Source organism: Streptomyces sp. NPDC104831 (assembly GCF_055583025.1).
In genome coordinates this window covers 18,058-42,857 of record NZ_JBVJOT010000056.1, presented here as the reverse complement: position 1 = coordinate 42,857, position 24,800 = coordinate 18,058, and the positions used below count along the sequence as shown (strand labels likewise).

The following is a 24,800-nucleotide window of genomic DNA, read 5'->3' as shown; positions in this document are numbered from 1 at the left end:
TTCTCCGCCGCGTCCAGCCACTGCCGCAGTTCCTCGCGCAGCGAGCGCTGGAAGGTGGTGAGCAGCGCCTGCACGACGAGCGGGTGCATGTGGGCCGACAGGGACCGCACATCCCGGGTGTCGCGTTCCGCCACGGCCTCGCGCAGCAGGTCCGACAGCTCGTGCGCCGCCGCCCGGGCGTGACCGGTCAGGACGGTCCGCGCGGCCAGGATCGTCTCCTGCGCCAGCGGCACGTCCAGCAGCCGCACCGCGAGCCGCAGCAGACCGCAGTCCACGCGGAAGGACTCCCCGTCCCGCGTGACCACGCTCATCGCGGCCAGCCGGTCCAGGTCCTCCACGGTCAGCCGCCGGCCCGCCCGCCGCTCCAGCTCCGCGCGGGACACGGTCTCCACGGTGTCCGGTGCCCAGGAGGCGACCACCGCCCGGTGGATCGCCAGGTCGTGCGGGCCCAGACCGGCCGGCAGCTGCCGCAGATGCCGCTCGATCGCGGCCAGGGTCATGCCCTGCCGCTGCATCTCCTCGATCAGCTCCAGCCGGGCCAGGTGCTCGCGGCCGTAGTGGCCCACCCGGCGCGGACCGATCACCGGCGGCGGCAGCAGCCCCTTGGTGCCGTAGAAGCGGACCGTGCGGACCGTGACGCCCGCCCGCGCGGCCAGCTCGTCGATCGTCAGGGTCGGCTCCCCGGTGTCGGTCGTCATGTGCAGCAGTATCGCTGTCTCACCAATGGTGTGAAACCCGCCGGGAACCCGTGGCGGTCGTGTGAGAAGTACCGCTGTGTGACGTGGACCATCGCTTGGCGGCCGCTCCGTCTGGGAAGCTGCTGCCTTGGTCTGTGCCGCGACACAAGGGGTGGTGCGGGCCAAGACCTGCACGAACCCCGGTCCCGCACAGGCCCGGGCGTACCAGGAAGTGAAACCACCCGTGAGCAAGGAAGCCGTGGAACCGGCACAGGCCACCACCCACCCCCAGGTGGCCCAGACGCCCGCGGACGCGGGCGACGCCGGTTACAGCAAGGACCTCAAGGCCCGCCACGTCAACATGATCGCCATCGGCGGTGCCATCGGCACCGGCCTCTTCCTGGGCGCCGGCGGACGCCTGCACAACGCCGGCCCGGCGCTCGCCCTGGCCTACCTGGTCTGCGGTGTCTTCGCCTTCTTCGTGGTGCGGGCCCTGGGCGAGCTGGTCCTGTACCGGCCGTCCTCCGGGTCCTTCGTGTCGTACGCGCGCGAGTTCCTCGGCGAGAAGGGCGCCTACGTCGCCGGCTGGATGTACTTCCTGAACTGGTCGACCACCGGCATCGCCGACATCACCGCGATCGCGCTCTACACGCACTACTGGAGCATGTTCACCGCCATCCCCCAGTGGGTGCTGGCGCTGATCGCCCTCGCCGTCGTCCTCACGGTGAACCTGATCTCGGTGAAGATCTTCGGCGAGATGGAGTTCTGGTTCGCGATCATCAAGGTCGCCACCCTCGTGAGCTTCATGCTGATCGGCATCTTCCTGCTGGCCACCCAGCACGACGTCGGCGGCAGCAAGCCAGGCCTGAGCGTCATCACCGACCACGGCGGTGTCTTCCCGCACGGCGTGATGCCCGTCGTCCTGGTCATGCAGGGCGTGATCTTCGCCTACGCGGCCCTGGAGCTGGTCGGCGTGGCCGCCGGCGAGACCGCCGAGCCGGAGAAGGTCGTCCCGCGCGCGGTGAACTCGATCATGTGGCGGGTGGGCGTCTTCTACGTCGGCTCGGTCGTGCTGCTCGCCCTGCTGCTGCCGGGTTCGGTGTACTCCGCCGACCAGAGCCCGTTCGTGACGGTGCTGTCCAAGATCGGCGTCCCGGCGGCCGGCGACGTCATGAACCTGGTCGTGCTGACCGCGGCCATGTCCTCGCTGAACTCCGGCCTGTACTCCACGGGCCGCATCCTGCGCTCGATGGCCATGGCCGGATCGGCGCCCAAGTTCACCCGCGTGATGAGCCGCAGCCAGGTGCCCTACGGCGGCATCCTGCTGACCTGCGCCGTCTGCGTGCTCGGCGTCGGCCTGAACTACCTCGTGCCGAGCAAGGCCTTCGAGATCGTGCTGAACGTCGCCTCGCTCGGCATCATCAGCACCTGGGTGATCATCATGATCTGCCACGTGATCTTCGTCCGCCGCGCCCGCGCCGGCCTGGTCACCCGGCCGCACTTCCAGCTGAAGTTCAGCCCGGTCACCGAGATCGCCACGGTGGTGTTCCTGCTGGTCTGCCTCGGCATGATGTGGAACGACGAGGAGGTCGGCCGCAAGACCCTGCTGCTGATCCCCGTCATCGCCGTCATGCTGGTCGTCGGCTGGTTCGGCATCCGCCGTCAGGTGGCCAAGGACGCGGCCAAGGCCTCGTCCGAACTGCCCGGGTAAACCCCGCCGCCCCCGTCGGGGGCATCCCCTGCGGTGGCGTCACGCCGGAGACCGCACACGTCCCGGCTGGCGCCACCGCGCCGTCCGGGCGCTGCACCACGAGCACGGCATCACCCTGACCGCCCTGCCGCAGCCGGCCGGGACCAAGCGGGCGGTCAACCTCGTCGGGCCGGACGGCCGCCGCCTGTCGCTGTACGGCACCACCCGCGCCCAGCCCGCGGAGCGCTTCCCGGAGGCCATCGTGCGGGCGCCGGCCGCCGCGGGCCGCCCTGTGCACGTGACCGTCACCCGGCCCCGCGCCCACGCCCTGCCCGTCCTGCGGGAGACCGGTGCGCCGCTCGCCACGGACCTGCACGGCTGGGACGGCGGGAACCCGTGCCACGAGCCGTTCGCGTACGCGGCCGGACCCGGACCGTCGTCGCCGGCGCCGAGGGCGCCCTCCTGCCGGCCGACGGCGAGCCGGCCCGCGTCCCGGCGGCGGGCCCGCCCGCGCCGGTGGTGGACTCCAGCGGCGCGGGCGACGCCTCCGCCGCCGCGTTCCCCTACGGGCGGCTCGCCGGCGAGCCGCCCGGGCGCTGCGCCCGGTACGGCGCCCTCGCGGGTGCCTGCCCCCGCGCCCTCCCGGCCCACCGCGCGGACGCGGTGGGCCGGGAGGAACTGCTGCGGCGGGCGGCCGTACCGGGCCCCTGAGGCACCGGGGCCCCAGGGGCCGGCCGGGTCAGTGCGCGTGGACCTCGTTCGTCGCCTCGATCTTCTTCCACGACTTCGGCTGCGCCACCGCCGCACCCGACTTCAGCAGGGCGCGGGCCGAGGGCGCGACCGGCTTCGTCGGCTGGAACAGCCAGGTGTCGAACAGCGCGGCCAGCGGCTTGCCGGACACCCGCTCGGCGTACCGCTGGAAGTCGGCCACCGACGCGTTGCCGTAGGCGTGCTCCTTCGGCCAGCCCTTCAGGACGGCGAAGAACGCGTCGTCGCCGATCTCGTTGCGCAGCGCCTGGATGGCGAGGGCACCCCGGTCGTAGACGGCGCCGGCGAACTGGTTGTCCGGGCCCGGGTCGCCGGGCGCGATCGTCCAGAACGCGTCGTCCGCCGGGTGCGAGGCGTACACGTAGTCGGCCAGCTGCTGCGCGGTGCCCTCGCCCTCGTGCTCGGACCACAGCCACTGGGCGTAGCGGGCGAAGCCCTCGTTGACCCAGATGTCCTTCCAGCCCTTGACCGACACGTAGTCGCCGTACCACTGGTGGGCCAGCTCGTGCACGACCACGGAGGTGTTGGCGCCGTTCGCGAACTGCCGCGGGCTGTAGTAGACGCGGGTCTGCGTCTCCAGCGCGTACCCGGTGGTGGTGTTCGGCACGTACCCGCCGGCCGAGGAGAACGGATACGGACCGAAGTAGCCGCTCAGCCAGTCCACGATCTCCCCGGTGCGCTCCACGCTGGCCCGCGCGGCGCCCTCGTTGTCGCCGAGGTCCTTGCTGTAGGCGTTGAGGACGGGCACCCCGCCGTCGGAGGTGCCGGTGGTGATGTCGAACCGGCCGAGCGCCAGCGTGGCCAGGTAGGTGGCCTGCGGCTTGTTCTGCCGCCAGTTGTAACGGGTCCAGCCCAGCTTCGAACTGGTCGACTGGAGCGTGCCGTTGGAGATGGCCTGGGTTCCGTCCGGGACGGACACCGACACGTCGTAGGTGGCCTTGTCGGTCGGGTGGTCGTTGCTCGGGAACCACCACCAGGCGGCCTCGGGCTCGTTGGCGGCCACCCCGCCGTCGGGGGTGCGGTGCCAGGAGGTGAAGCCGTAGGCGCTCTTCGACGACGGCACCCCGCTGTAGCGGACCACGACCGTGACCGCCGTGCCCTTGGGCAGCGGGGTCTTCGGGGTGACGACCAGCTCGTGCTCGCCGGAGGTGGTGAAGGCGGCCTTGGCGCCGTTGACCCGTACCTCGCTGACGTCCAGCAGGAAGTCCAGGTCGAAGCGGGACAGGTCCTGGGTGGTCTTCGCCAGGATCGTCGCCGTGCCCTGCAACTCGTCCGTCTTCGGCTGGTATTGCAGCCTCAGGTCGTAGTGGGAGACGTCGTAGCCGCCATTGCCGTAGTACGGGTAGTAGGGGTCGCCGATGCCCGGCGCGCCGGTGGTGTAGCTCGCGGCCGATGCCGGGATCGCCAGCAGTACGGAGGCCGCCGCCAATGCGCCCGGCGCGATGATTCTGCGGTGCACGTCAGCTCCAAGTCGTCAGGACCACGGGTCCGTTCGGAAAGGCTCTGTCCGCAGCCTATTCATTGCCTGTGACCACTGACCTGTCCATGGCACCTGCTGTCACATGATCGCCATTCAGCCGTCACGCGGCCCGGAGAGTCCTCTTTTGCGCGGGAGTTGACCGGAGTACCGTCCGCGCATGCCGACACGCACGCGCTCCGCGATCCGCAGAACGCTCGTCACCGCCGTCGCCGTCGCCCTGACGGCCCTCCTCCCCACCCCGGCCGGCGCCCGCCCCGCGCCCCGGGAGAGCACCCCGGTCTACTCCTACGACCAGGCGATCCGCGAGTCCGTATGGGTGGACACGGGGCTCGACGAGGACGCCGACGGCAAGGGCGACCGCGTCGCCGCCGACATCGTCCGGCCCGCCGAACCCGCCCGGGAGGGCCGCAAGGTGCCGGTCATCATGGACGCCAGCCCGTACTACTCCTGCTGCGGGCGCGGCAACGAGAGCCAGCTCAAGACGTACGACGCGCGGGGCCACGTCGTCCGGATGCCGCTGTTCTACGACAACTTCTTCGTACCGCGCGGTTACGCCTTCGTCGGCGTCGACCTCGCCGGCACCAACCGCTCCGACGGCTGCGTGGACATCGGCGGCCCCTCCGACATCCGGTCCGCGAAAGCCGTGATCGACTGGCTGAACGGCCGCGCCCGGGCCTACACGAGCCGCACCGGCGGCACCCCGGTACGGGCCGGCTGGACCGACGGCCGCACCGGGATGATCGGCAAGAGCTGGGACGGCACCATCGCCAACGGCGTCGCCGCCACCGGCGTCAAGGGCCTGAAGACCATCGTCCCGATCAGCGCGATCTCCTCCTGGTACGACTACTACTTCGCCCAGGGCGCCCCGCTCTACGACGGCGGCCCCGACCAGCTCGCCGACCGCGTCGAGAGCGACGCCGCGCACGCCCACTGCGCGGCCGTCCAGCGCCGGCTGGCCGAGGGCAGCCCGCGCAACGGCGACCGAACCCCCCTGTGGACCGAGCGGGACTACGTCAAGGACGCGGCGAAGGTGCGGGCCAGCGTCTTCCTGGTGCACGGCGCACAGGACCTCAACGTCCGCACCCAGCACGTCGGCCCGTGGTGGGACGCCCTCGCCCGCAGCGGTGTCCGGCGCAAGATCTGGCTGTCCCAGACCGGGCACGTCGACCCCTTCGACTTCCGGCGCGGCGCCTGGGTCGACACCCTGCACCGCTGGTTCGACCACGAACTCCTCGGCTACGACAACGGCATCGACCGCGAGCCGACGGCCGACGTCGAACGCCATCCCGACCAGTGGGTCACCACCCCCGTCTGGCCCCCCGCCGGCACCCGCGCCACCGTGCTGCGCCCGGCCCCGGGCCGCCAGGCCGGCGTCGGCACGCTCGGCCTCGGCCGGGCCCACGGCACCGCCGCCTTCACGGACGACCCCCGGCTGAGCGAGACCGACTGGGCCGCCCACGTCACCACGGCCACGCCCGAGAAGGCCGGCTTCCTCACCGCGCCCCTTTCCCGCCCCCTCAGGCTGGCCGGGTCCGCCGGGGTGACGGTCACCGCGACCCCGACCACCCGCTCCGCCCACCTGTCCGCCGTCCTCGTCGACGTCGGCCCGGACACCATCCGCGACTACGCCGACCCGGCCGAGGGCATCACCACCCTCGCCGAGCGCACCTGCTGGGGCGCGAGCACGGCCGGGGACAGCGCCTGCTTCAAGGAGACCCGGGCGAAGACGGCGGCGGTCGGCTACACCGTGGTCAGCCGCGGCTGGGCCGACCTCGGGCACCACGCCTCGGCGACGAAGGGCGTCCCGCTCACCCCGGGCAGGGCCTACACGATGACCCTCCGGCTGGGGACCACCGACCACGTCGTGCCCGCGGGGCACCGGCTGGCGCTGATCGTCGCGGGCACGGACAAGGACCTCCTCGAACCGCCGTCCACCCGGCCGACGCTCACCGTGGACCTGTCCCGTACGACGGCGAAGGTGCCGTTGGTGGGCGGGGCCGCGGCGTTCGCCCGGGCCGCGTCCGGCGGCGCGGGGGTGCCGGCGCCGGCGGCGCTGGAGGGGGTGTCGCCGCCGCGGGCCGGCCTGCACGTACCGGTCGGCTGAGGGCCCGGCCGGTCCGAGGACGGTTCCCCGCGCCCTGGGGGAGCCGCCGCCCGGCCGGCCCGGAACGCGCGTGTCCGGCCGCCGACCGTCGTGAGCCGGGCCGCGGGCCGTCGTGGGCCGGGCGCGCGGTTCCCCGCGCGCCCGGGGGCCGCCGCCCGGCTCGGCCGAAGCGCCGGCCCCCTCGCCCAGCCCACCGGGGAACGCCGGCCCCTCCACGTCACGGCGGCCCAGGACCTCGGAGGGACCGGCCCGCCCCTCCGGGCGAAGGCGCTCAGCCGGCCGGGAACGCCAGCTCCGCCGCCTCCCGGGCACAGCCCCAGGCCACCGTCACGCCGGCGCCGCCGTGGCCGTAGTTGTGGACGAGGACGCGCCCGTCCGGCAGGGCCCGGCGCTCCAGGCGCACCGCCTTCCGGGCCGGGCGCAGGCCCACCAGGTGGGCGAGCACGCGGGCACCGGCGACCTCGGGCCGGACGGCCGCGCAGCGGGCGACGATCGCCGCGGCGGTCGCGGGGTCCGGCTCCGGGTTCCAGTCGTCCTCCTCCGCCGTACCGCCCAGCAGCAGCCGGTCCGGCTGCGGGATGACGTACGTGGACGCGGCCGTGGAGTCGTCGACGGCGGTGAACCACTCGGTGACGCCCGGGTTCTCCACCACGACCAGCTGCCCCCGCACAGGCCGCACCGCAGGGTCCGGCACCAGGGCGCGGGCCCCGAGACCCGTGCAGTTGACCACCACGGCGGCGGGCACGGCCGCCAGGTCGGTCACCGTACGGACCTCCACCGTGCCCCCGGTCTCCTCCGGCCGGGCCGCCAGCTCCCGGTGGACGCGCAGGGACTCCAGGGCCCAGGCGCCGACCAGCCGCTCCGGCTGGATGCGGTACGGCCACCACAGGCCGCCGGCGACCGCCGAGGCGGTCCGCTCGGCCGGCTCCCGCCCCCACACCCGTACCCGCCGCCCCGACTCGGCCAGCAGCACGGCCGTCGTCAGTCCGACGACGCCGCCCCCGACCACGATCACTTCGTCACTCGCCTCGGTGTCCACGCCAGGACGATAGGCCCCGCGCGCGCCGCCGTTAGGATCGGCCTCCTGATGACTGCCACCCTCGTTGCCAAGAACCTCGCCGCCGGACACGGCGACCGGCCCCTCTTCTCCGGGCTCGACCTGGTCGTCGCGCCCGGCGACGTGATCGGGCTGGTCGGCGCCAACGGCGCGGGCAAGTCGACCCTGCTGCGCATCCTCGCCGGGCTCACCCCGCCCGAGCAGGGCGAACTGAGGCTGTCCCCGCCGGCCGCGACCGTCGGCCACCTGCCGCAGGAGCCGGAGCGCCGGCCCGGCGAGACCGTCCGGGAGTTCCTGGCCCGCCGCACCGGCGTCGCCGCCGCCCAGCGCACCATGGACGAGGCCACCCAGGCACTGGTCGACGGCGCCCCCGGCGCCGACGACGCCTACGCCGCCGCCCTGGAGCGCTGGCTCGGACTCGGCGGCGCCGACCTGGAGGAACGCGCCGAGGAGGTCACCGACTCCCTCGGTCTGGCGGTCGACCTCGACCAGCCGATGACCGCCCTGTCCGGCGGCCAGGCGGCCCGCGCCGGCCTCGCCTCCCTGCTGCTGTCCCGCTACGACGTCTTCCTGCTGGACGAGCCCACCAACGACCTGGACCTGGACGGCCTGGAGCGCCTGGAACGGTTCGTCACCGGTCTGCGCGCGGGCACCGTCGTCGTCAGCCACGACCGCGAGTTCCTCACCCGCACGGTCACCAAGGTCCTCGAACTCGACCTCGCCCAGCGGCAGGTCAACCTCTACGGCGGCGGCTACGCGGCCTACCTGGAGGAGCGCGAGGTGGCCCGCCGGCACGCCCGCGAGGAGTTCGAGGAGTACGCCGACAAGAGGGGCGCCCTCCAGGAACGCGCCCAGACGCAGCGGTCCTGGATGGACAAGGGCGTGAAGAACGCCCGCCGGAAGGCGGGGAGCGACAACGACAAGATCGGCCGCAAGTTCCGCAGCGAGGCCAGCGAGAAGCAGGCCGCCAAGGCCCGGCAGACCCAGCGCATGATCGAGCGCCTGGAGGTGGTCGAGGAGCCCCGCAAGGAGTGGGAGCTGCGCATGGAGATCGCGTCCGCCCCGCGGTCGGGCGCGGTCGTGGCGACGCTGCGGGACGCCGAGGTGCGGCGCGGCGGCTTCACCTTCGGACCGGTGTCGCTCCAGGTCGACTGGGCGGACCGGATGGCGGTGACGGGAGCCAACGGCGCCGGCAAGTCCACCCTGCTCGGCGCCCTGCTGGGCCGGATCCCGCTCGACGCCGGGCACGCGGCCCTCGGCTCCGGGGTGCTGGTCGGCGAGGTCGACCAGGCCCGGCGGCTGTTCCACGGCCCCGAGGACCTGCTCGACGCCTTCCGCGCGGCCGTGCCCGACACCGAGCCGGTGGAGGTCCGCACCCTGCTGGCCAAGTTCGGCCTGAAGTCCGAGCACGTGCTGCGGCCCGCCGAGACCCTCTCCCCGGGCGAACGCACCCGCGCCGCCCTCGCCCTGCTCCAGGGCCGGGGCGTGAACCTCCTGGTCCTGGACGAGCCGACGAACCACCTGGACCTGCCGGCCATCGAGCAGCTGGAGTCGGCCCTCGACGCCTACGAGGGCACCCTGCTGCTGGTCACCCACGACCGGCGCATGCTGGACGCGGTCCGGGTGACCCGGCGCCTGGAGGTGGCGGACGGCAAGGTGACGGAGCGCTAGGCCCCGTCCCCGGCCGCCTGCTTCGCCGCCCGCTCGACCCGGGCGTGGTGGTCCGGGTCGTGGGGCGCGACGTTGAGGCCGTCGGGCCGCTGGCCCGCGGCCCCGTCGATCAGCTCGCGCACGATGTCCGCGTGACCGGCGTGCCGCTGGGTCTCGGCGACCATGTGGGTCAGCGTCCGGTGCAGGGTGATCTCCCCGGGCGCGCCCGGCACCCGGCCGACCGCGTCCAGGGGGAGCGCCGCGATGGTCTCGTCCGCGTGCGCGCAGGCCCGCCGGTACCGCTCGGTGATCTCCTCGCGGCTCTCGTCGGCCCGCGCCCACAGGTCCGAGTCCGGCTCGGCGTCACCGGTGATCCACAGGGGCGTACCGGTGAAGGGCCGGCCGAAGGCCGCGCCGAAGTACAGGGCCTCGGCACCCGCCAGATGCTTGACCAGGCCCAGCAGGTTGGTGCCGGTGGGCGTCAGCGGGCGCCGGATGTCGTACTCCGCGAGGCCGTCGAGCTTCCAGAGCAGCACGTCCCGTGCGTCCTGGAGATACACCTGGAGGTCGGCTTTCGGATCGGATGGCGTCATGCGAAGAGTCTGACGGCCGGATGATCCTCGTCCACGGGTTTTCCGGGGCCGGGCGGCTCTCCCGCCCGGCCCCGGAGCCCGTGCCGTCAGCGCTTCTTCGGGTCCAGCAGCCCCGCGCGGCGCAGGGCGTCCGCCATCGCGCCGTTGGCGGGCGCGGCGGCCTGGCGCCCGCCGCGGTCGCCGCCGCCCCGGCCCTGCCGCTGTCCCTGGCCGCCGCCCTTCCGCTGTCCCTGGCCCTGTCCCTGGCCCTGGCCGCCGCCCTGCCGCTGCTGGGGCGGGCGGGCACCGCCGCGCTGCGGCCGGCCGCCGCCCTGCCCCTGCGGGGCCGCCTCGTCGTCCAGCCGCAGGGTCAGGGCGATCCGCTTGCGCGGGATGTCCACGTCGAGGACCTTCACCTTGACGATGTCACCGGGCTTGACCACGTCGCGCGGGTCCTTCACGAACGTCTTGGACATCGCCGACACGTGCACCAGACCGTCCTGGTGGACACCGACGTCCACGAACGCGCCGAACGCGGCCACGTTCGTCACCACGCCCTCCAGGACCATCCCGGCGGACAGGTCGGAGATCTTCTCCACGCCCTCCTTGAAGGTGGCCGTGCGGAACGCGGGACGCGGGTCGCGGCCCGGCTTCTCCAGCTCCTTGAGGATGTCGGTGACGGTCGGCAGACCGAAGGTGTCGTCCACGAAGTCGGCCGGCCTGAGGGAGCGCAGCACGCCCGTGTTGCCGACGAGGGACGCCACCTCCTGGCCCGTGGTCTTCACCATGCGGCGCACCACCGGGTAGGCCTCCGGGTGCACGCTGGAGGCGTCCAGCGGGTCCGCGCCGCCCCGGATGCGCAGGAAGCCCGCGCACTGCTCGTACGCCTTCGGGCCGAGCCGCGCCACCTTCTTCAGCTCCGCGCGGGAGGTGAAGGGGCCGTTGGCGTCCCGGTGGGCCACGATGTTCTCCGCGAGCCCGGCGGAGATGCCCGACACGCGCGAGAGCAGCGGCACGGACGCGGTGTTGACGTCCACGCCGACGCCGTTCACACAGTCCTCGACGACCGCGTCCAGCGAGCGGGACAGCTTCACCTCGGACAGGTCGTGCTGGTACTGCCCGACCCCGATGGACTTCGGGTCGATCTTCACCAGCTCGGCCAGCGGGTCCTGCAGGCGCCGCGCGATGGACACCGCGCCCCGCAGCGACACGTCCAGGTCCGGCAGCTCCCGCGAGGCGTACTCCGACGCCGAGTACACCGACGCGCCCGCCTCGGACACCATCACCTTGGTGAGCTTCAGCTCGGGGTGCCTGGCGACGAGTTCGCCGGCGAGCCGGTCGGTCTCGCGGGACGCCGTGCCGTTGCCGATCGCGATCAGCTCGACCGCGTGCTCCTTCGCCAGCCGCGCCAGCGTGGCGATCGCCTGGTCCCACTTGTTGGCCGGCACGTGCGGGTGGATCACGTCCGTGGCGACGACCTTGCCGGTGGCGTCCACCACGGCCACCTTCACCCCCGTGCGGAAACCGGGGTCGAGGCCGAGCGTGGCACGGGTGCCCGCCGGGGCGGCCAGCAGCAGGTCCCGCAGGTTCGCCGCGAACACGTTCACCGCCTCGTCCTCGGCGGCCGTGCGCAGCCTGAGGCGCAGGTCGATGCCGAGGTGGACCAGCACCCGGGTGCGCCAGGCCCAGCGGACCGTGTCCGTCAGCCACTTGTCGCCCGGGCGGCCCCGGTCGGCGATCCCGAACCGCGAGGCGATGAGGCCCTCGTACGACGACGGGCCCTCGGGCGGCTCCTCCGGCTCCAGGACGAGGTCCAGGACCTCCTCCTTCTCCCCGCGCAGCAGCGCCAGGATCCGGTGCGAGGGCAGCTCGGTGAACGGCTCGGCGAAGTCGAAGTAGTCGGCGAACTTGGCGCCCGCCTCCTCCTTGCCCTCACGCACCTTCGCGGCGAGCCGTCCGCGCACCCACATGCGCTCCCGCAGCTCGCCGATCAGGTCGGCGTCCTCGGCGAACCGCTCGGTGAGGATCGCCCGGGCGCCGTCCAGCGCGGCCTGCGGATCGGCCACGCCCTTGCCGGCGTCCACGAACGCGGCGGCCGCGGCCGACGGTTCCACCGTCGGATCGCCCAGCAGCCCGTCCGCCAGCGGCTCCAGGCCCGCCTCACGCGCGATCTGCGCCTTGGTGCGCCGCTTGGGCTTGTACGGGAGGTAGATGTCCTCCAGCCGCGCCTTGGTCTCGGCGCCGCGGATCCGCGCCTCGAGTTCCTCCGTGAGCTTGCCCTGCTCCCGCACCGACTCCAGGATCGCGGTCCGCCGGTCCTCCAGCTCCCGCAGATAGCGCAGCCGCTCCTCGACGGTGCGCAGCTGCGCGTCGTCGAGCATCTCGGTCGCTTCCTTGCGGTAGCGCGCGATGAAGGGCACCGTCGAGCCGCTGTCCAGCAGCTCCACCGCGGCCTTGACCTGCCGCTCCCGTACGCCGAGCTCCTCGGCGATCCTGCCTTCGATGGACCCTGCTCCGAGGGACCCGGGTGTGGTCACGTCCCGTACCGCCTTCTCCACTGGGGTTGCGCGGCAATTGTGGCAGGTGACACCGGCAACCGGGATCAGGGCGGCGCCCGGCGGGGCGCCGGGCGCCGGGGCCGGGTCGTCAGGCCCGGCCCCCGCGCGCGGTGCGCGAGACCCCGCCGAACGGCCGGGCGAGCGCCCGGAAGGGCAGCGCGACCACCGTCGCGACGGCTGAGCCGATCCGACGCAGGACGTCCGCGAGGGCACGGGACGCGGCACGGTCTCCTCTCGGCGGGGCGACCTCGCGCACCGGGTACCTCGCCGTGGCCCGGGAAACCGGGGCCCGGTGACTCAGTCCGGGGCGGACACCGTCCAGGTGAAGCGCGGCGGCCGGCGCTCCAGGAACGCGGCGACCCCCTCCGCGGTGTCACCGCTGCCGCGAGCCCGCGCCGCCCAGTGCGCGTCCCGGTCGGTGCGGCCGGCCGTGAACTCCTTGGCGGCGGCCTGGGTGAGCTGCGAGCGGGACACCAGCACCCGGGTCAGCTCCGCGGTCCGCTTGTCCAGTTCCCCCTCGGGCAGCACCTCGTCCACCAGACCGGTGCGCAGCGCCCGCCCGGCGTCGATCAACTCGGCCGTGAACAGCAGGTACTTGGCGGTGGCCGGGCCGACCAGGCAGACGAGCCGGCGGGTCGAGGAGGCCGGGTAGACGATGCCGAGCCGCGCCGGGGTCACCCCGAACAGCGCCCCTTCCTCCGCCAGCCGCAGGTCGCAGGCGGCCGCGAGCTGCGCCCCGCCGCCCACGCAGTGCCCGCGCACCGCGGCGACGGTCGGCTTGGGGAACGCGGCCAGGGCCTCCTCTGCCGCCACCGCGAGACCCTGTGCCTCCTGCGGCGAGCCCTGGAGCGTGCTGATGTCGGCGCCCGCGCAGAAGGTGCCGCCCTCGCCGGTCAGCACCAGCGCCCGTACGTCCGGGTCGGCCGCGAGCGTGTCCAGCAGCGGGGGCAGGGCCCGCCACATCGCCGTCGTCATGGCGTTGCGCTTGGCGGGATGACGGATCACCACGGTGGCGACGGAGCCGGCGACCTCGTGGGACAGCTGGGGAACCATGCGGCGGATCGTAGCGGAGGCGCCCCGGGGCCCCGGCGGCGGAGCGGGCGGCACGGCCGGGCAAACCCGTACAACCCGACTAGTTCGCGAACCGGCGCCCGGAGGACAGGAGCGGTCCCCCCTGCGACCGGGTCGGGCGCGGTCGGTCGGAAACCGTTCGATACCCGCCGACTTGTGTTCAGACATCCGGGTGGCGGCGCCTCGTTGCCAACACTCGACGTGTGGTGACAATCGAGCGCGAGGACGGCGACCGGACGATGGACGACCAGGGGCACGGGGACGGCCCGTGCCCGGCGGGGGGCGGCGGGCGACCGCCGGGCCCCCTGCCCTACGAAGGAGTCTGGCGGTTCACCGCGGCCGCGGTGGACGCCTCGGTCCCGCAGGCCCGGCACGCGGTACGGGACCTGCTGCTGCGCCAGGGCGTGCCGGCCTCCGACGACCTGGTGCACGGCCTGCTGCTGATCGTCTCCGAGCTGGTCACCAACGCGGTGCGGCACGCGGCGCTGCTGTCGCCGGTGCTCGCCGTGGAGGTGGCCGTCGGAGCGGAGTGGGTGCGCGTGTCGGTGGAGGACAACCACCCCTACCGCCCCACCGCCCTGGAGGCCGACCACGGCCGGACCGGCGGCCGGGGGCTGCTCCTGGTCCGCGAGGTGGCCCGGGAGGCGGGCGGGGTGGTCGACGTGGAGCACACCGCGAGCGGCGGCAAGGTGATCTGGGCCGCCCTGCCGCTCAAGCCCCCCGCGCTGCCGTAGCGGGCGGGGTCACCAGCCGGCGGTCGGGCCCGTCAGCTCCCTGATCGCCGGCCGGGCCGCGTCCAGCACCGTCATGAACCAGGCCGAGAACGGGTCCCGGGCGTGTCGCTCGGCCAGCTCGTCCGGCGTCACGAAGACGGTCTCGGCGACCTCCTCGGCGTCCGGCGCGGGCGGCGCCTGCACCAGGCCGACGAACAGGTGGTTGTACTCCTGCTCCACCAGGCCCGAGACGGGGTCCGGGTGGTTGTAGCGGACCGTGCCGGCCGCCGCGAGCAGCGACGGCGACACGCCCAGCTCCTCGTGGGTGCGCCGGGCCGCCGCCGTGAACGGCGCCTCGCCCGGGTACGGGTGGCCGCAGCAGGTGTTCGACCACACGCCGGGGGAGTGGTACTTGCCGAGCGCCCGCTGCTGGAGCAGCAGCCGGCCCCGCTCGTCGAAGAGGAACACCGAGAACGCCCGGTGCAGCCGCCCCGGCGGCTGATGGGCGGCGAGCTTCTCCTCGGTGCCGATCGTCACACCGTCCTCGTCGACCAGTTCCAGCAAGATCGCCTCTGCGGTGTCCTCCGACGAGCCGTGCGTCGCGGTGGCGGGTGTGATCGGCATGCGCATCCTTCGCTTCGGTCCCAGCTTCCCAAGTCTGCCGTACGGATCCGGCGCCCCTGGCGCGTCCCGCGTCCATCGCGCGCGGCGCGGCACCGGCGGCCGTGACCCGGTAGGCCATCGTGCCCGGCGTCCGCCACCGGAAACCGGTCGGGGGCCGTCCGCCGTGCGCGAGGCCCGCGCCGCCCGGCCGCGGCGCCGTCAGTGGCAGAGCCGTGCCTCGTGCTCCGCGTGCCCGCCCGGCTCCAGCTGGAACGTGCAGTGCTCCACGTCGAAGTGGTCGCCCAGACAGCCCTGGAGCTCGTGCAGCATCTTCTCGTTCCCGATGGCGTTCAGCACCTCGGAGCTGACCACCACGTGCGCCGACAGCACCGGCATGCCCGAGGTGATGGTCCAGGCGTGCAGGTCGTGCACGTCCTCGACGCCGTCCAGTGCCAGGATGTGCGCCCGGACCTCGGCCATGTCGACGCCCTTGGGGGCCGCCTCCAGCAGCACGTCCAGCGTCTCGCGCAGCAGTTTCAGCGTCCGCGGCACGATCATCAGGCCGATGACCAGGGAGGCGATCGGGTCCGCCGGCTGCCAGCCGGTGGCCAGGATCACCGCCGCGGACAGCAGTACCGCCACCGAGCCCAGCGCGTCCGCGGCCACCTCCAGGAAGGCGCCGCGCACGTTCAGGCTCTCCTTCTGCCCCCGCATCAGCAGCATCAGCGAGACCGAGTTCGCGACCAGGCCGACCAGACCGAACACGATCATCAGGCCGCCCCGGGTCTCGGCGGGCTCCACGAACCGCTGCACCGCCTCGTACAGGACGTACCCGCCGACCCCGAGCAGCAGCAGGCAGTTGGCGAGGGCCGCGAGGATCTCGGCGCGCGCGTAGCCGAAGGTGCGGTTGGTGCTCGCCGGGCGGCCCGCGAAGTGGATCGCGAGCAGGGCCATGCCGAGGCCCACCGCGTCGGTCGCCATGTGCGCCGCGTCCGCGATCAGCGCGAGCGAGTCGGCGACCAGACCGCCGACGATCTCCACCACCATGATCATGAGCGTGATGCCCAGCGCGACGCGCAGCCGCCCCCGGTACGCGGCCGTGGCCGTACCCGGGGCCGGCGCGTGCGAGTGCCCGTGCCCGTGGTCGTGCCCTGCCCCCATGACTACCGCCTTCCGTTGCCTGCCCGGACGGCCAGTGAACTACGGGAGGGGGGTATTGGCAACGCGGCACTGAACACCGTTGTCATGTGCGCTGACCTGCGGAAACGTTCCGCAGGTCAGCGCGTTCGACTCACCCGCCGTGGTGCAGCCGCCAGCCTGCCCAGGCCGACTCGACCATCTCCCGCACCCCGAGCCGGGCCCGCCAGCCCAGTGCCTCGGCGGCCCGGTCGGCCGAGGCCACCGCGCGCGGCGCGTCGCCCGGCCGGCGGGCCTCCACCACGGGCGCCCTGCGGTCCCCGGTGACCTCCCCGACGACCCCGATCAGCTCGCGCACCGAGACGCCCTCGCCGCGGCCGATGTTCAGCGTGAGATCGCCGCTCACCGCACCGCCGGCCAGCCGCCGCGCCGCCGCCAGATGGGCCTGGGCCAGATCGGCCACATGGATGTAGTCACGGACGCAGGTGCCGTCCGGGGTCGGATAGTCGTCGCCGAAGATCCGCGGCGCCTCGTCGCGGGTGAGCCGGTCGAAGACCATCGGCACGATGTTGAACACCCCGGTGTCCGCCAGCTCCGGCGCCGCCGCGCCCGCCACGTTGAAGTACCGCAGGCACACGGTGGAGATCCCGTGCGCCCGCCCGGCCGCCCGCACCAGCCACTCCCCGGCCAGCTTGGTCTCGCCGTACGGGTTCACCGGCGCGCACGGGGTGTCCTCGGTGATCAGGTCCACGTCCGGGTCGCCGTACACCGCGGCCGACGAGGAGAACACCAGCCGGTCCACGCCGGCCTCCGCGACCGCGTCCAGCAGGGTGGATAGGCCCCCCACGTTCTCCCGGTAGTACAGGGTGGGCCGGGCCACCGACTCCGCGACCTGCTTGCGCGCCGCGAGATGGACGACGCCCGTCACGCCGTACTCCGCGAGCACCCGCTTCAGCAGCGGCCCGTCCAGCGTCGAGCCCCGCACCAGCGGCACGTCGGCGGGCAGCCGCTCGGGCACGGCCGCCGACAGGTCGTCCAGCGCCACGACGCTCTCCCCGGCGCCCGCCATGGCCCGCGCCACATGCGCCCCGATGTATCCGGCTCCGCCGGTGATCAGCCACGTCATGGTCGCCCAGCCTATGCGCAGCCGCCCGGTGTCCCGGATGCCCGGGTCTGCCCCATGGGTTTGTGGGCGGGGCCCCCGATCACCGATGATGATCGCGGCAAAGGCCGGGTCAGCCCCGGTGGGCCGGACCGTGAACGGCCGGTGAACGCGGGCTCCGGCCCATCCGATAGCCTCTGCCGACATGCCGCCCGGGTGCCGCAGGCCGGGGCGCCCCACCATGCAGCAGACCGGCGCCGCGCGCGTCGGCACCCAGGGAGTGAGTTCGGTTGTCGACCGCCATCGTCACCGGTCAGCCGGTCCCCGGATCGTCACTGGAACACGATCTGCGGTCCCTCGGCTTCGACGTGCGCGTGGCCGCCGACGCCGCCGAGGCGCGGACCCTGCTCGCCGCGGTGCCGGCCGGCCGGCGCGTGGCCCTGGTCGACGCCCGCTTCGTGGGCCACCCGCACGCGCTGCGCCTCGGCCTGACCGACCCGCGCTTCCCCCTCGCCGCCGTCCCCGGCGCCGTCACCGCCCAGCCCGCCGCCCGGCAGGCCCTGACCCGGGCCGTGGCCCGCGCGACGTCCGCGCACGCCGGCACGGCCGCCCGGGGCACCGAGGGGGGCACCCCGGCGCCCGCCGAGGACGGCCTCGCCGACCGCGTCGCCGGCGCCCTGGACGACGACGGCGACGCGGTGCACCGGCCCGAGCTGGGCAGCCTGGTCGCCACCGTGCCCGCCGGCCCGCGGGCGCTGGAGGAGGCCCGGCGGGCCGTCGCCGCCGTCGACGACGAGGCCGTGCGCCTGAGGTCGGCCGTGAAGTCCCGCGACGGCTTCTTCACCACGTTCTTCATCAGCCCCTACTCGCGCTACCTCGCCCGCTGGTGCGCCCGCCGCGGCCTGACCCCGAACCAGGTCACCACGGCCTCGCTGCTCACCGCGCTGATCGCGGCCGGCTGCGCGGCCACCGGCACCCGCGGCGGCTTCGTCGCGGCCGGCGTGCTGCTCATCGCCTCCTTCGTGCTGGACTGCACCGACGGCCAGCTCGCCCGCTACGCGCTGAAGTACTCCACCCTCGGCGCCTGGCTCGACGCCACCTTCGACCGGGCCAAGGAGTACGCCTACTACGCGGGCCTCGCCCTCGGCGCGGCCCGCGGCGGCGACGACGTCTGGGCGCTCGCCCTCGGCGCGATGGTCCTGCAGACCTGCCGGCACGTGGTCGACTTCTCCTTCAACGAGGCCAACCACGACGCCACCGCCAACACCAGCCCCACCGCCGCCCTCTCCGGCAAGCTCGACAGCGTCGGCTGGACGGTCTGGGTGCGCCGCATGATCGTGCTGCCGATCGGCGAACGCTGGGCGATGATCGCGGTCCTCACCGCGGTCACCACCCCGCGCATCACCTTCTACGCGCTGCTCGTCGGCTGCGCCCTGGCGGCGGCGTACACCACGGCGGGCCGGGTGCTGCGCTCGGTGACCCGGCGGGCCCGGCGCACCGACCGCGCCGCGCGGGCGCTCGCCGACCTCGCCGACTCCGGGCCGCTGGCGAACGCGGTCCGGCGGGTGTCCGGGCGCGGCCTGCCCGGGTTCGCCGTGCCGGCCGTCGCCCTGCTGGGCGGCGCCGCGGTCGTGGCCTGCTCGGCCCTCACGGACTTCGGCGGCGCCCTCCCGGTCGCCGGCGCCCTCGTCTACGTCCTCACCTCGGCCCTCGCCGTCGCCCGCCCCCTCAAGGGCGCGCTGGACTGGCTGGTCCCCCCGCTGTTCAGGGCCGCCGAGTACGGCACCGTCCTCGCGCTCGCCGGCAAAGCGGACGTGAACGGAGCCCTTCCCGCCGCTTTCGGGCTGGTGGCGGCCGTCGCCTACCATCACTACGACACGGTGTACCGCATCCGCGGCAACGCCGGAGCGCCCCCGGCCGGGCTGGTGCGCGCCATCGGTGGGCAGGAGGGGCGGACGCTGCTCGTCACCGCCCTGGCCGCCGTGCTCACCGCCGCGCAGTTCACGGCCGCGCTCACGGTTCTCGCCGTGGCCGTCGCCCTGGTGGTGCTCGTCGAGAGCATCCGCTTCTGGGTGTCCGCCGGGGCGCCCGCCGTACACGACGAAGGAGAAACCGCATGATCGGCCTCGTGCTGGCGGCCGGCGCCGGACGGCGTCTGCGCCCCTACACCGACACCCTGCCCAAGGCGCTGGTGCCGGTGGGGCCCGCGGGCATAGAGGGCGAACCGACGGTCCTGGACCTGACGCTCGGCAACTTCGCCGAGATCGGACTGACCGAGGCCGCGGTCATCGTCGGCTACCGCAAGGAGGCCGTCTACGCGCGCAAGGCGGCCCTGGAGGCCAAGTACGGCCTCAAGCTCACCCTCATCGACAACGACAAGGCCGAGGAGTGGAACAACGCCTACTCCCTGTGGTGCGGCCGTGACGCCCTCCGGGACGGCGTGATCCTCGCCAACGGCGACACCGTCCACCCGGTCTCCGTCGAGAAGACGCTGCTCGCCGCCCGCGGCGACGGCAAGAGGATCATCCTCGCCCTGGACACGGTCAAGAGCCTGGCCGACGAGGAGATGAAGGTCGTCGTCGACCCCGAGCGGGGCATGACGAGGATCACCAAGCTGATGGACCCCGCCGAGGCCACCGGCGAGTACATCGGGGTCACCCTGATCGAGGGCGACGCCGCGCCGGAACTGGCCGACGCGCTGAAGACGGTCTGGGAGACCGACCCGCAGCAGTTCTACGAGCACGGCTACCAGGAACTGGTCGACCGCGGCTTCCGCATCGACGTGGCCCCGATCGGCGAGGTCGACTGGGTCGAGATCGACAACCACGACGACCTCGCCCGGGGACGGGAGATCGCGTGCCAGTACTGACCCGGCTGATCCCCTCGCCGGTCGTCGTGGACATCCGCCCGGGCGCCCTGGACGACCTGGCCTGTGTGCTCGCCGACGAGCGCATCTCGCAGTCGGGCCGGCTCGCCATCGCCGTCAGCGGCGGCTCCGGCGCCCGGCTGCGCGAGCGGATCGCCCCCACGCTGCCCGGCGCCACCTGGTACGAGGTCGGCGGCGGCACCATCGACGACGCGGTCAGGCTGGCGAGCGACATCAAGGCCGGCCACTACGACGCGGTGGTCGGCCTCGGCGGCGGGAAGATCGTCGACTGCGCCAAGTTCGCGGCGGCCCGGGTGGGCCTGCCGCTGGTCGCCGTCGCCACCAACCTCGCCCACGACGGTCTGTGCTCGCCGGTCGCCACCCTCGACAACGACGCCGGCCGCGGCTCCTACGGCGTGCCCAACCCGATCGCGGTCATCATCGACCTCGACGTGATCCGCGAGGCTCCCGTCCGGTTCGTCCGCTCCGGCATCGGCGACGCCATCTCCAACATCTCCGCCGTCGCGGACTGGGAGCTGGCCCACCGGGTCAACGGCGAGAAGGTCGACGGCCTCGCCGCCGCCATGGCCCGGCAGGCCGGCGAGGCGGTGCTCCGCCACCCCGGCGGAGTCGGCGACGACGGCTTCCTCCAAGTACTGGCCGAGGCGCTGGTCCTCACCGGCATCGCCATGTCCGTGTCGGGCGACTCCCGCCCGTCCTCCGGCGCCTGCCACGAGATCAACCACGCCTTCGACCTGCTCTACCCCAAGCGTGCCGCCGCCCACGGCGAGCAGTGCGGCCTCGGCGCCGCCTTCGCGATGTACCTGCGCGGCGCCCACGAGGAGTCGGCGTACATGGCCGAGGTGCTGCGCCGGCACGGGCTCCCGGTGCTGCCGGAGGAGATCGGCTTCACGGTGGACGAGTTCGTCCGCGCGGTGGAGTTCGCCCCGGAGACCCGGCCCGGCCGCTACACGATCCTCGAACACCTCGACCTCAAGACGAACCAGATCAAGGACACCTACGCCGACTATGTCAAGGCCATCGGTAGCTGAACTCCGTCCGGTCGTCCACCCCGCGGGGGTGAAGGACCGGCGCAGCGGTGAGCACTGGGCGGGACGCCTCTACATGCGCGAGGTGTCCCTGCGCGTCGACCGCTACCTGGTCAACACCAGGGTCACGCCCAACCAGCTCACGTACCTGATGACCGTCTGCGGCGTGCTCGCGGCCCCGGCCCTGCTGGTGCCGGGCATCCCGGGCGCGGTGCTCGGCGTGCTCGCCACCCAGCTGTACCTGCTGCTGGACTGCGTCGACGGCGAGATCGCCCGCTGGAAGCAGCAGTACTCGCTCGGCGGGGTCTACCTCGACCGGGTCGGCGCCTACCTCACCGACGCGGCCGTGCTGGTCGGCCTCGGGCTGCGCGCCGCCGACCTGTGGGGCACCGGCCGCATCGACTGGCTGTGGGCCTTCCTCGGCACGCTCGCCGCGCTCGGCGCCATCCTGATCAAGGCCGAGACCGACCTGGTCGGCGTCGCCCGGCACCAGACCGGCAAGCCCCCGGTGCAGGAGTCCGCCTCCGAGCCGCGCTCGTCCGGGATGGCGCTGGCCCGCCGGGCCGCCGCCGCGCTGAAGTTCCACCGGCTGATCCTCGGCATCGAGGCCGCGCTGCTGATCCTCGTCCTCGCGATCGTGGACCAGGCCCGCGGCGACCTGTTCTTCACCCGCCTCGGCACCGCCGTGCTGGCCGGCATCGCCCTGCTGCAGACCCTGCTGCACCTGGTGTCCATCCTCGCCTCCAGCAGGCTGAAGTGAGCGCGCCCATGAAGGTCGGCGCCGTCATCATCACGATGGGCAACCGGCCCGGGGAACTGCGGGCCCTGCTCGACTCCGTCGCCCGGCAGGACGGCGACCCGGTCGAGGTGGTCGTCGTGGGCAACGGCTCGCCCGTCCCGGACGTGCCAGAGGGCGTGCGGACCGTGGAGGTGCCCGAGAACCTGGGCATCCCCGGCGGGCGCAACGTCGGCATAGAGGCGTTCGGCCCCTCCGGCCGCGATGTCGACATATTGCTCTTCCTCGACGACGACGGCCTGCTCGCCCGCCACGACACCGCCGAGCTGTGCCGCGAGGCCTTCGCCGCGGACCCCGAGCTCGGCATCATCAGCTTCCGCATCGCCGACCCCGACACCGGCGAGACCCAGCGCCGGCACGTGCCCCGGCTGCGCGCCTCGGACCCGATGCGCTCCTCCCGGGTCACCACCTTCCTCGGCGGCGCCAACGCCGTGCGCACCCGCGTCTTCGCGGAGGTCGGCACCCTGCCCGACGCCTTCTTCTACGCGCACGAGGAGACGGACCTGGCCTGGCGGGCCCTCGACGCGGGCTGGATGATCGACTACCGGTCCGACATGGTGCTGTACCACCCGACGACCGCGCCCTCGCGGCACGCCGTCTACCACCGCATGGTCGCCCGCAACCGCGTCTGGCTCGCCCGCCGCAACCTGCCCGCCCCCCTCGTCCCGGTCTACCTCGGGGTCTGGCTGCTGCTCACCCTGCTCCGCCGTCCCTCGCGGCCGGCCCTGCGGGCCTGGTTCGGCGGGTTCCGGGAGGGCTGGGCCACGCCGTGCGGTCCCCGCCGCCCGATGCGCTGGCGTACGGTGTGGCGACTCACCCGACTGGGCCGTCCCCCGGTCATCTGACAAGCTCGTCCCCGACGGGTCAGTGCCGCCGCGCGCGGCTGCCCGGCGACGAACCGACACGCGTACCCGAAGACGAAAGTTTCCCCTGTGAGTGAGACCACGCACGACGGCACGGTCGTGGTGACCGCGGCCCCGTCGCCCGACGCGGGACTGACGGCGGCCGAGCTCGCCGCCAAGTACGGGCTCTCCGTGAGCGGCGCCCGGCCCTCGCTCGTGGAGTACGTCCGGCAGCTGTGGGGACGGCGCCACTTCATCCTGGCCTTCTCCCAGGCCAAGCTGACCGCCCAGTACAGCCAGGCCAAGCTCGGCCAGCTCTGGCAGGTGGCCACCCCCCTGCTGAACGCGGCCGTGTACTTCCTCATCTTCGGGCTGATCCTGCACGCCAGCCGCGGCATGTCCCGGGAGGTGTACATCCCGTTCCTGGTCACCGGCGTGTTCGTGTTCACCTTCACCCAGAGCTCGGTGATGTCGGGCGTGCGCGCCATCTCCGGCAACCTCGGCCTCGTGCGCGCCCTGCACTTCCCGCGCGCCTCGCTGCCCATCTCCTTCTCGCTCCAGCAGCTCCAGCAGCTGCTGTTCTCGATGCTGGTGCTGTTCGCCGTGGCGGTCGGCTTCGGCAGCTACCCGGGCCCGTCCTGGCTGCTGATCGTGCCGGTGCTGGTGCTGCAGTTCCTGTTCAACACCGGGCTCGCGCTGGTCGTGGCCCGGATGGGCGCCAAGACGCCGGACCTCGCGCAGCTGATGCCGTTCGTGCTGCGCACCTGGATGTACGCCTCCGGCGTCATGTTCTCGATCAACACCATGCTGGCGGGCCGCCCCGAGTGGATCGTCCGGGTGCTCCAGGTCAACCCGGTCGCGGTCTACATGGACCTGATGCGCTTCGCCCTGATCGACGACTACGGTTCCGCCAACCTGCCGCCGCACGTGTGGGCCATCGCCCTGCTGTGGGCCGTGGTCGTCTTCGCCGGCGGCTTCGTGTACTTCTGGAAGGCGGAGGAGCGGTACGGCCGTGGCTGAGCAGCACATCCAGGACCAGCGCCCGACGGTCATCGCGGACGATCTGCACATCGTCTACCGGGTCAACGGCGCCAAGACCGGCAAGGGCAGCGCGACCGCGGCCCTCAGCCGCATCCTCCGGCGCGGCGAGGAGCGGGGCGTGCGCAAGGTGCACGCCGTGCGCGGCGTGTCTTTCGTCGCCTACCGCGGCGAGGCCATCGGCCTGATCGGCTCCAACGGCTCCGGCAAGTCGACCCTGCTGCGCGCCATCGCCGGCCTGCTGCCCGCGGAGAGCGGCAAGGTCTACACCGACGGCCAGCCGTCCCTGCTGGGCGTGAACGCGGCCCTGATGAACGACCTCACCGGCGAGCGGAACGTCATCCTGGGCGGTCTGGCCATGGGCATGTCCCGGGAGCAGATCAAGGAGCGTTACCAGGACATCGTCGACTTCTCCGGCATCAACGAGAAGGGCGACTTCATCACCCTGCCGATGCGCACGTACTCCTCCGGTATGGCGGCCCGGCTGCGTTTCTCCATCGCCGCCGCCAAGGACCACGACGTCCTGATGATCGACGAGGCGCTGGCCACCGGTGACCGCAAGTTCCAGAAGCGCTCCGAGGAACGCATCCGGGAACTGCGCAAAGAGGCCGGAACGGTCTTTCTGGTCAGTCACAACAACAAGTCGATCCGCGACACCTGCAACCGCGTGCTGTGGCTGGAGCGCGGTGAACTGCGGATGGACGGACCCACCGACGAGGTCCTGAAGGAGTACGAGAAGTTCACGGGCAAGTGACCCGTTTCGGCCAGGGCCCCCCGGAATTTCGTCCGGCGGGGCCCTTCGTCTGCAAAGGAAACGTCAACTCGGCCCCGTGCCAGGAATCTTGGAGCCAATCGGTGTGTTGTTGTGATGTGCGGGACACCCCGGCGATGGGCGCCACGTTGTACAACGTAAGCTGTACCGGTGCCGGAAACCGGCAAGTGCGGCGATAATGCGCGCCTTCCTTCACGAAGGTGTCCTCGCGCATTGCGGGGCGGCGTGTCCGAAATAGTGTGTATTGGGTCGGCA

At 73.3% G+C, this 24,800-nt stretch carries 19 protein-coding genes and 3 pseudogenes; 12 read left to right on the top strand and 10 right to left on the bottom strand.

Annotation, left to right across the window (positions count from 1 at the left end):
- Positions 1-2 precede the first annotated feature (2 nt).
- Positions 3-698, bottom strand: a pseudogene (locus tag ACZ63H_RS30795) (MerR family transcriptional regulator); the annotation flags it as partial.
- A gap of 223 nt (positions 699-921) precedes the next feature.
- On the opposite strand from ACZ63H_RS30795, the gene ACZ63H_RS30790 reads away from it, so the two are divergent.
- Together ACZ63H_RS30790 and ACZ63H_RS30785 are read left to right on the top strand one after the other, a co-directional pair.
- Positions 922-2,388, top strand: coding sequence for an amino acid permease (locus ACZ63H_RS30790; protein WP_469870678.1), 1,467 nt, complete (start codon positions 922-924; stop codon positions 2,386-2,388).
- Positions 2,389-2,470: 82 nt separating this feature from the next.
- A pseudogene (locus tag ACZ63H_RS30785) lies at positions 2,471-3,078 on the top strand (PfkB family carbohydrate kinase); the annotation flags it as partial.
- Positions 3,079-3,106: 28 nt separating this feature from the next.
- Here the strand turns inward: ACZ63H_RS30785 and ACZ63H_RS30780 are convergent.
- Positions 3,107-4,594 (bottom strand): M1 family metallopeptidase, encoded by a 1,488-nt coding sequence (locus tag ACZ63H_RS30780; RefSeq protein WP_469870676.1) that lies wholly within the window; start codon positions 4,592-4,594, stop codon positions 3,107-3,109.
- 178 nt (positions 4,595-4,772) lie between these two features.
- Here ACZ63H_RS30780 and ACZ63H_RS30775 point away from each other — a divergent pair, with 178 nt between their 5' ends.
- Positions 4,773-6,719: a Xaa-Pro dipeptidyl-peptidase gene (locus ACZ63H_RS30775; protein ID WP_469870674.1), complete on the top strand. Its 1,947-nt coding sequence runs from the start codon at positions 4,773-4,775 to the stop codon at positions 6,717-6,719.
- 271 nt (positions 6,720-6,990) lie between these two features.
- Here the strand turns inward: ACZ63H_RS30775 and ACZ63H_RS30770 are convergent, their stop codons facing one another.
- Complete coding sequence (locus ACZ63H_RS30770) at positions 6,991-7,758, bottom strand: FAD-dependent oxidoreductase (protein ID WP_469870672.1); 768 nt, start codon at positions 7,756-7,758, stop codon at positions 6,991-6,993.
- Positions 7,759-7,806: 48 nt separating this feature from the next.
- On the opposite strand from ACZ63H_RS30770, the gene ACZ63H_RS30765 reads away from it, so the two are divergent.
- The gene (locus ACZ63H_RS30765; RefSeq protein WP_469870670.1) at positions 7,807-9,447 is read left to right on the top strand and encodes an ABC-F family ATP-binding cassette domain-containing protein; all 1,641 of its coding nucleotides are present in this window, start codon (positions 7,807-7,809) and stop codon (positions 9,445-9,447) included.
- Here the strand turns inward: ACZ63H_RS30765 and ACZ63H_RS30760 are convergent.
- From ACZ63H_RS30760 to ACZ63H_RS30745, 4 genes and pseudogenes are all read right to left on the bottom strand, one after another.
- The gene (locus ACZ63H_RS30760; RefSeq protein ID WP_469870668.1) at positions 9,444-10,019 is read right to left on the bottom strand and encodes a DinB family protein; all 576 of its coding nucleotides are present in this window, start codon (positions 10,017-10,019) and stop codon (positions 9,444-9,446) included. The genes ACZ63H_RS30765 and ACZ63H_RS30760 overlap by 4 nt on opposite strands.
- An 86-nt stretch (positions 10,020-10,105) precedes the next feature.
- Positions 10,106-12,535, bottom strand: coding sequence for a Tex family protein (locus ACZ63H_RS30755; protein WP_469870666.1), 2,430 nt, complete (start codon positions 12,533-12,535; stop codon positions 10,106-10,108).
- A gap of 109 nt (positions 12,536-12,644) precedes the next feature.
- Positions 12,645-12,770: pseudogene (locus ACZ63H_RS30750) on the bottom strand (LPFR motif small protein); the annotation flags it as partial.
- Positions 12,771-12,853: 83 nt separating this feature from the next.
- A complete protein-coding gene (locus ACZ63H_RS30745) occupies positions 12,854-13,609 on the bottom strand; it encodes an enoyl-CoA hydratase/isomerase family protein (protein ID WP_469870664.1) in 756 nt (251 codons plus the stop codon).
- A 257-nt stretch (positions 13,610-13,866) separates the two neighbouring features.
- Between ACZ63H_RS30745 and ACZ63H_RS30740 the strand changes: the two genes are divergently transcribed.
- Complete coding sequence (locus ACZ63H_RS30740) at positions 13,867-14,361, top strand: ATP-binding protein (RefSeq protein WP_469870704.1); 495 nt, start codon at positions 13,867-13,869, stop codon at positions 14,359-14,361.
- 9 nt (positions 14,362-14,370) lie between these two features.
- Here the strand turns inward: ACZ63H_RS30740 and idi are convergent, their stop codons facing one another.
- The 3 genes from idi to galE form a co-directional block, all read right to left on the bottom strand.
- Positions 14,371-14,964, bottom strand: coding sequence for an isopentenyl-diphosphate Delta-isomerase (gene idi, locus ACZ63H_RS30735; RefSeq protein ID WP_469870662.1), 594 nt, complete (start codon positions 14,962-14,964; stop codon positions 14,371-14,373).
- Positions 14,965-15,162: 198 nt separating this feature from the next.
- Positions 15,163-16,104 carry a cation diffusion facilitator family transporter gene (locus ACZ63H_RS30730; RefSeq protein ID WP_469870660.1) on the bottom strand — a complete coding sequence of 314 codons (942 nt, stop codon included), beginning with the start codon at positions 16,102-16,104 and terminating at the stop codon, positions 15,163-15,165.
- Positions 16,105-16,234: 130 nt separating this feature from the next.
- On the bottom strand, positions 16,235-17,206 hold the full coding sequence (galE, locus tag ACZ63H_RS30725; protein ID WP_469870658.1) for a UDP-glucose 4-epimerase GalE: 972 nt from the start codon (positions 17,204-17,206) through the stop codon (positions 16,235-16,237).
- Positions 17,207-17,472: 266 nt separating this feature from the next.
- Between galE and ACZ63H_RS30720 the strand changes: the two genes are divergently transcribed.
- From ACZ63H_RS30720 to ACZ63H_RS30690, 7 genes are all read left to right on the top strand, one after another.
- Positions 17,473-19,302, top strand: a complete 1,830-nt coding sequence (locus tag ACZ63H_RS30720; RefSeq protein WP_469870656.1) for a DUF5941 domain-containing protein — start codon at positions 17,473-17,475, stop codon at positions 19,300-19,302.
- Positions 19,299-20,051 carry a phosphocholine cytidylyltransferase family protein gene (locus ACZ63H_RS30715; RefSeq protein ID WP_469870654.1) on the top strand — a complete coding sequence of 251 codons (753 nt, stop codon included), beginning with the start codon at positions 19,299-19,301 and terminating at the stop codon, positions 20,049-20,051. Before ACZ63H_RS30720 ends, ACZ63H_RS30715 begins: the two co-directional genes overlap by 4 nt.
- A complete protein-coding gene (locus ACZ63H_RS30710) occupies positions 20,039-21,100 on the top strand; it encodes an iron-containing alcohol dehydrogenase family protein (RefSeq protein ID WP_469870652.1) in 1,062 nt (353 codons plus the stop codon). The genes ACZ63H_RS30715 and ACZ63H_RS30710 overlap by 13 nt, the downstream gene beginning before the upstream one ends.
- Positions 21,078-21,857, top strand: a complete 780-nt coding sequence (locus ACZ63H_RS30705) for a CDP-alcohol phosphatidyltransferase family protein (protein WP_469870651.1) — start codon at positions 21,078-21,080, stop codon at positions 21,855-21,857. Before ACZ63H_RS30710 ends, ACZ63H_RS30705 begins: the two co-directional genes overlap by 23 nt.
- A gap of 8 nt (positions 21,858-21,865) precedes the next feature.
- On the top strand, positions 21,866-22,738 hold the full coding sequence (locus ACZ63H_RS30700; protein ID WP_469870702.1) for a glycosyltransferase family 2 protein: 873 nt from the start codon (positions 21,866-21,868) through the stop codon (positions 22,736-22,738).
- Between the two features lie 87 nt (positions 22,739-22,825).
- Positions 22,826-23,755 (top strand): ABC transporter permease, encoded by a 930-nt coding sequence (locus tag ACZ63H_RS30695; RefSeq protein ID WP_469870649.1) that lies wholly within the window; start codon positions 22,826-22,828, stop codon positions 23,753-23,755.
- A complete protein-coding gene (locus tag ACZ63H_RS30690) occupies positions 23,748-24,527 on the top strand; it encodes an ABC transporter ATP-binding protein (RefSeq protein WP_469870647.1) in 780 nt (259 codons plus the stop codon). The genes ACZ63H_RS30695 and ACZ63H_RS30690 overlap by 8 nt, the downstream gene beginning before the upstream one ends.
- Positions 24,528-24,800: the final 273 nt, after the last annotated feature.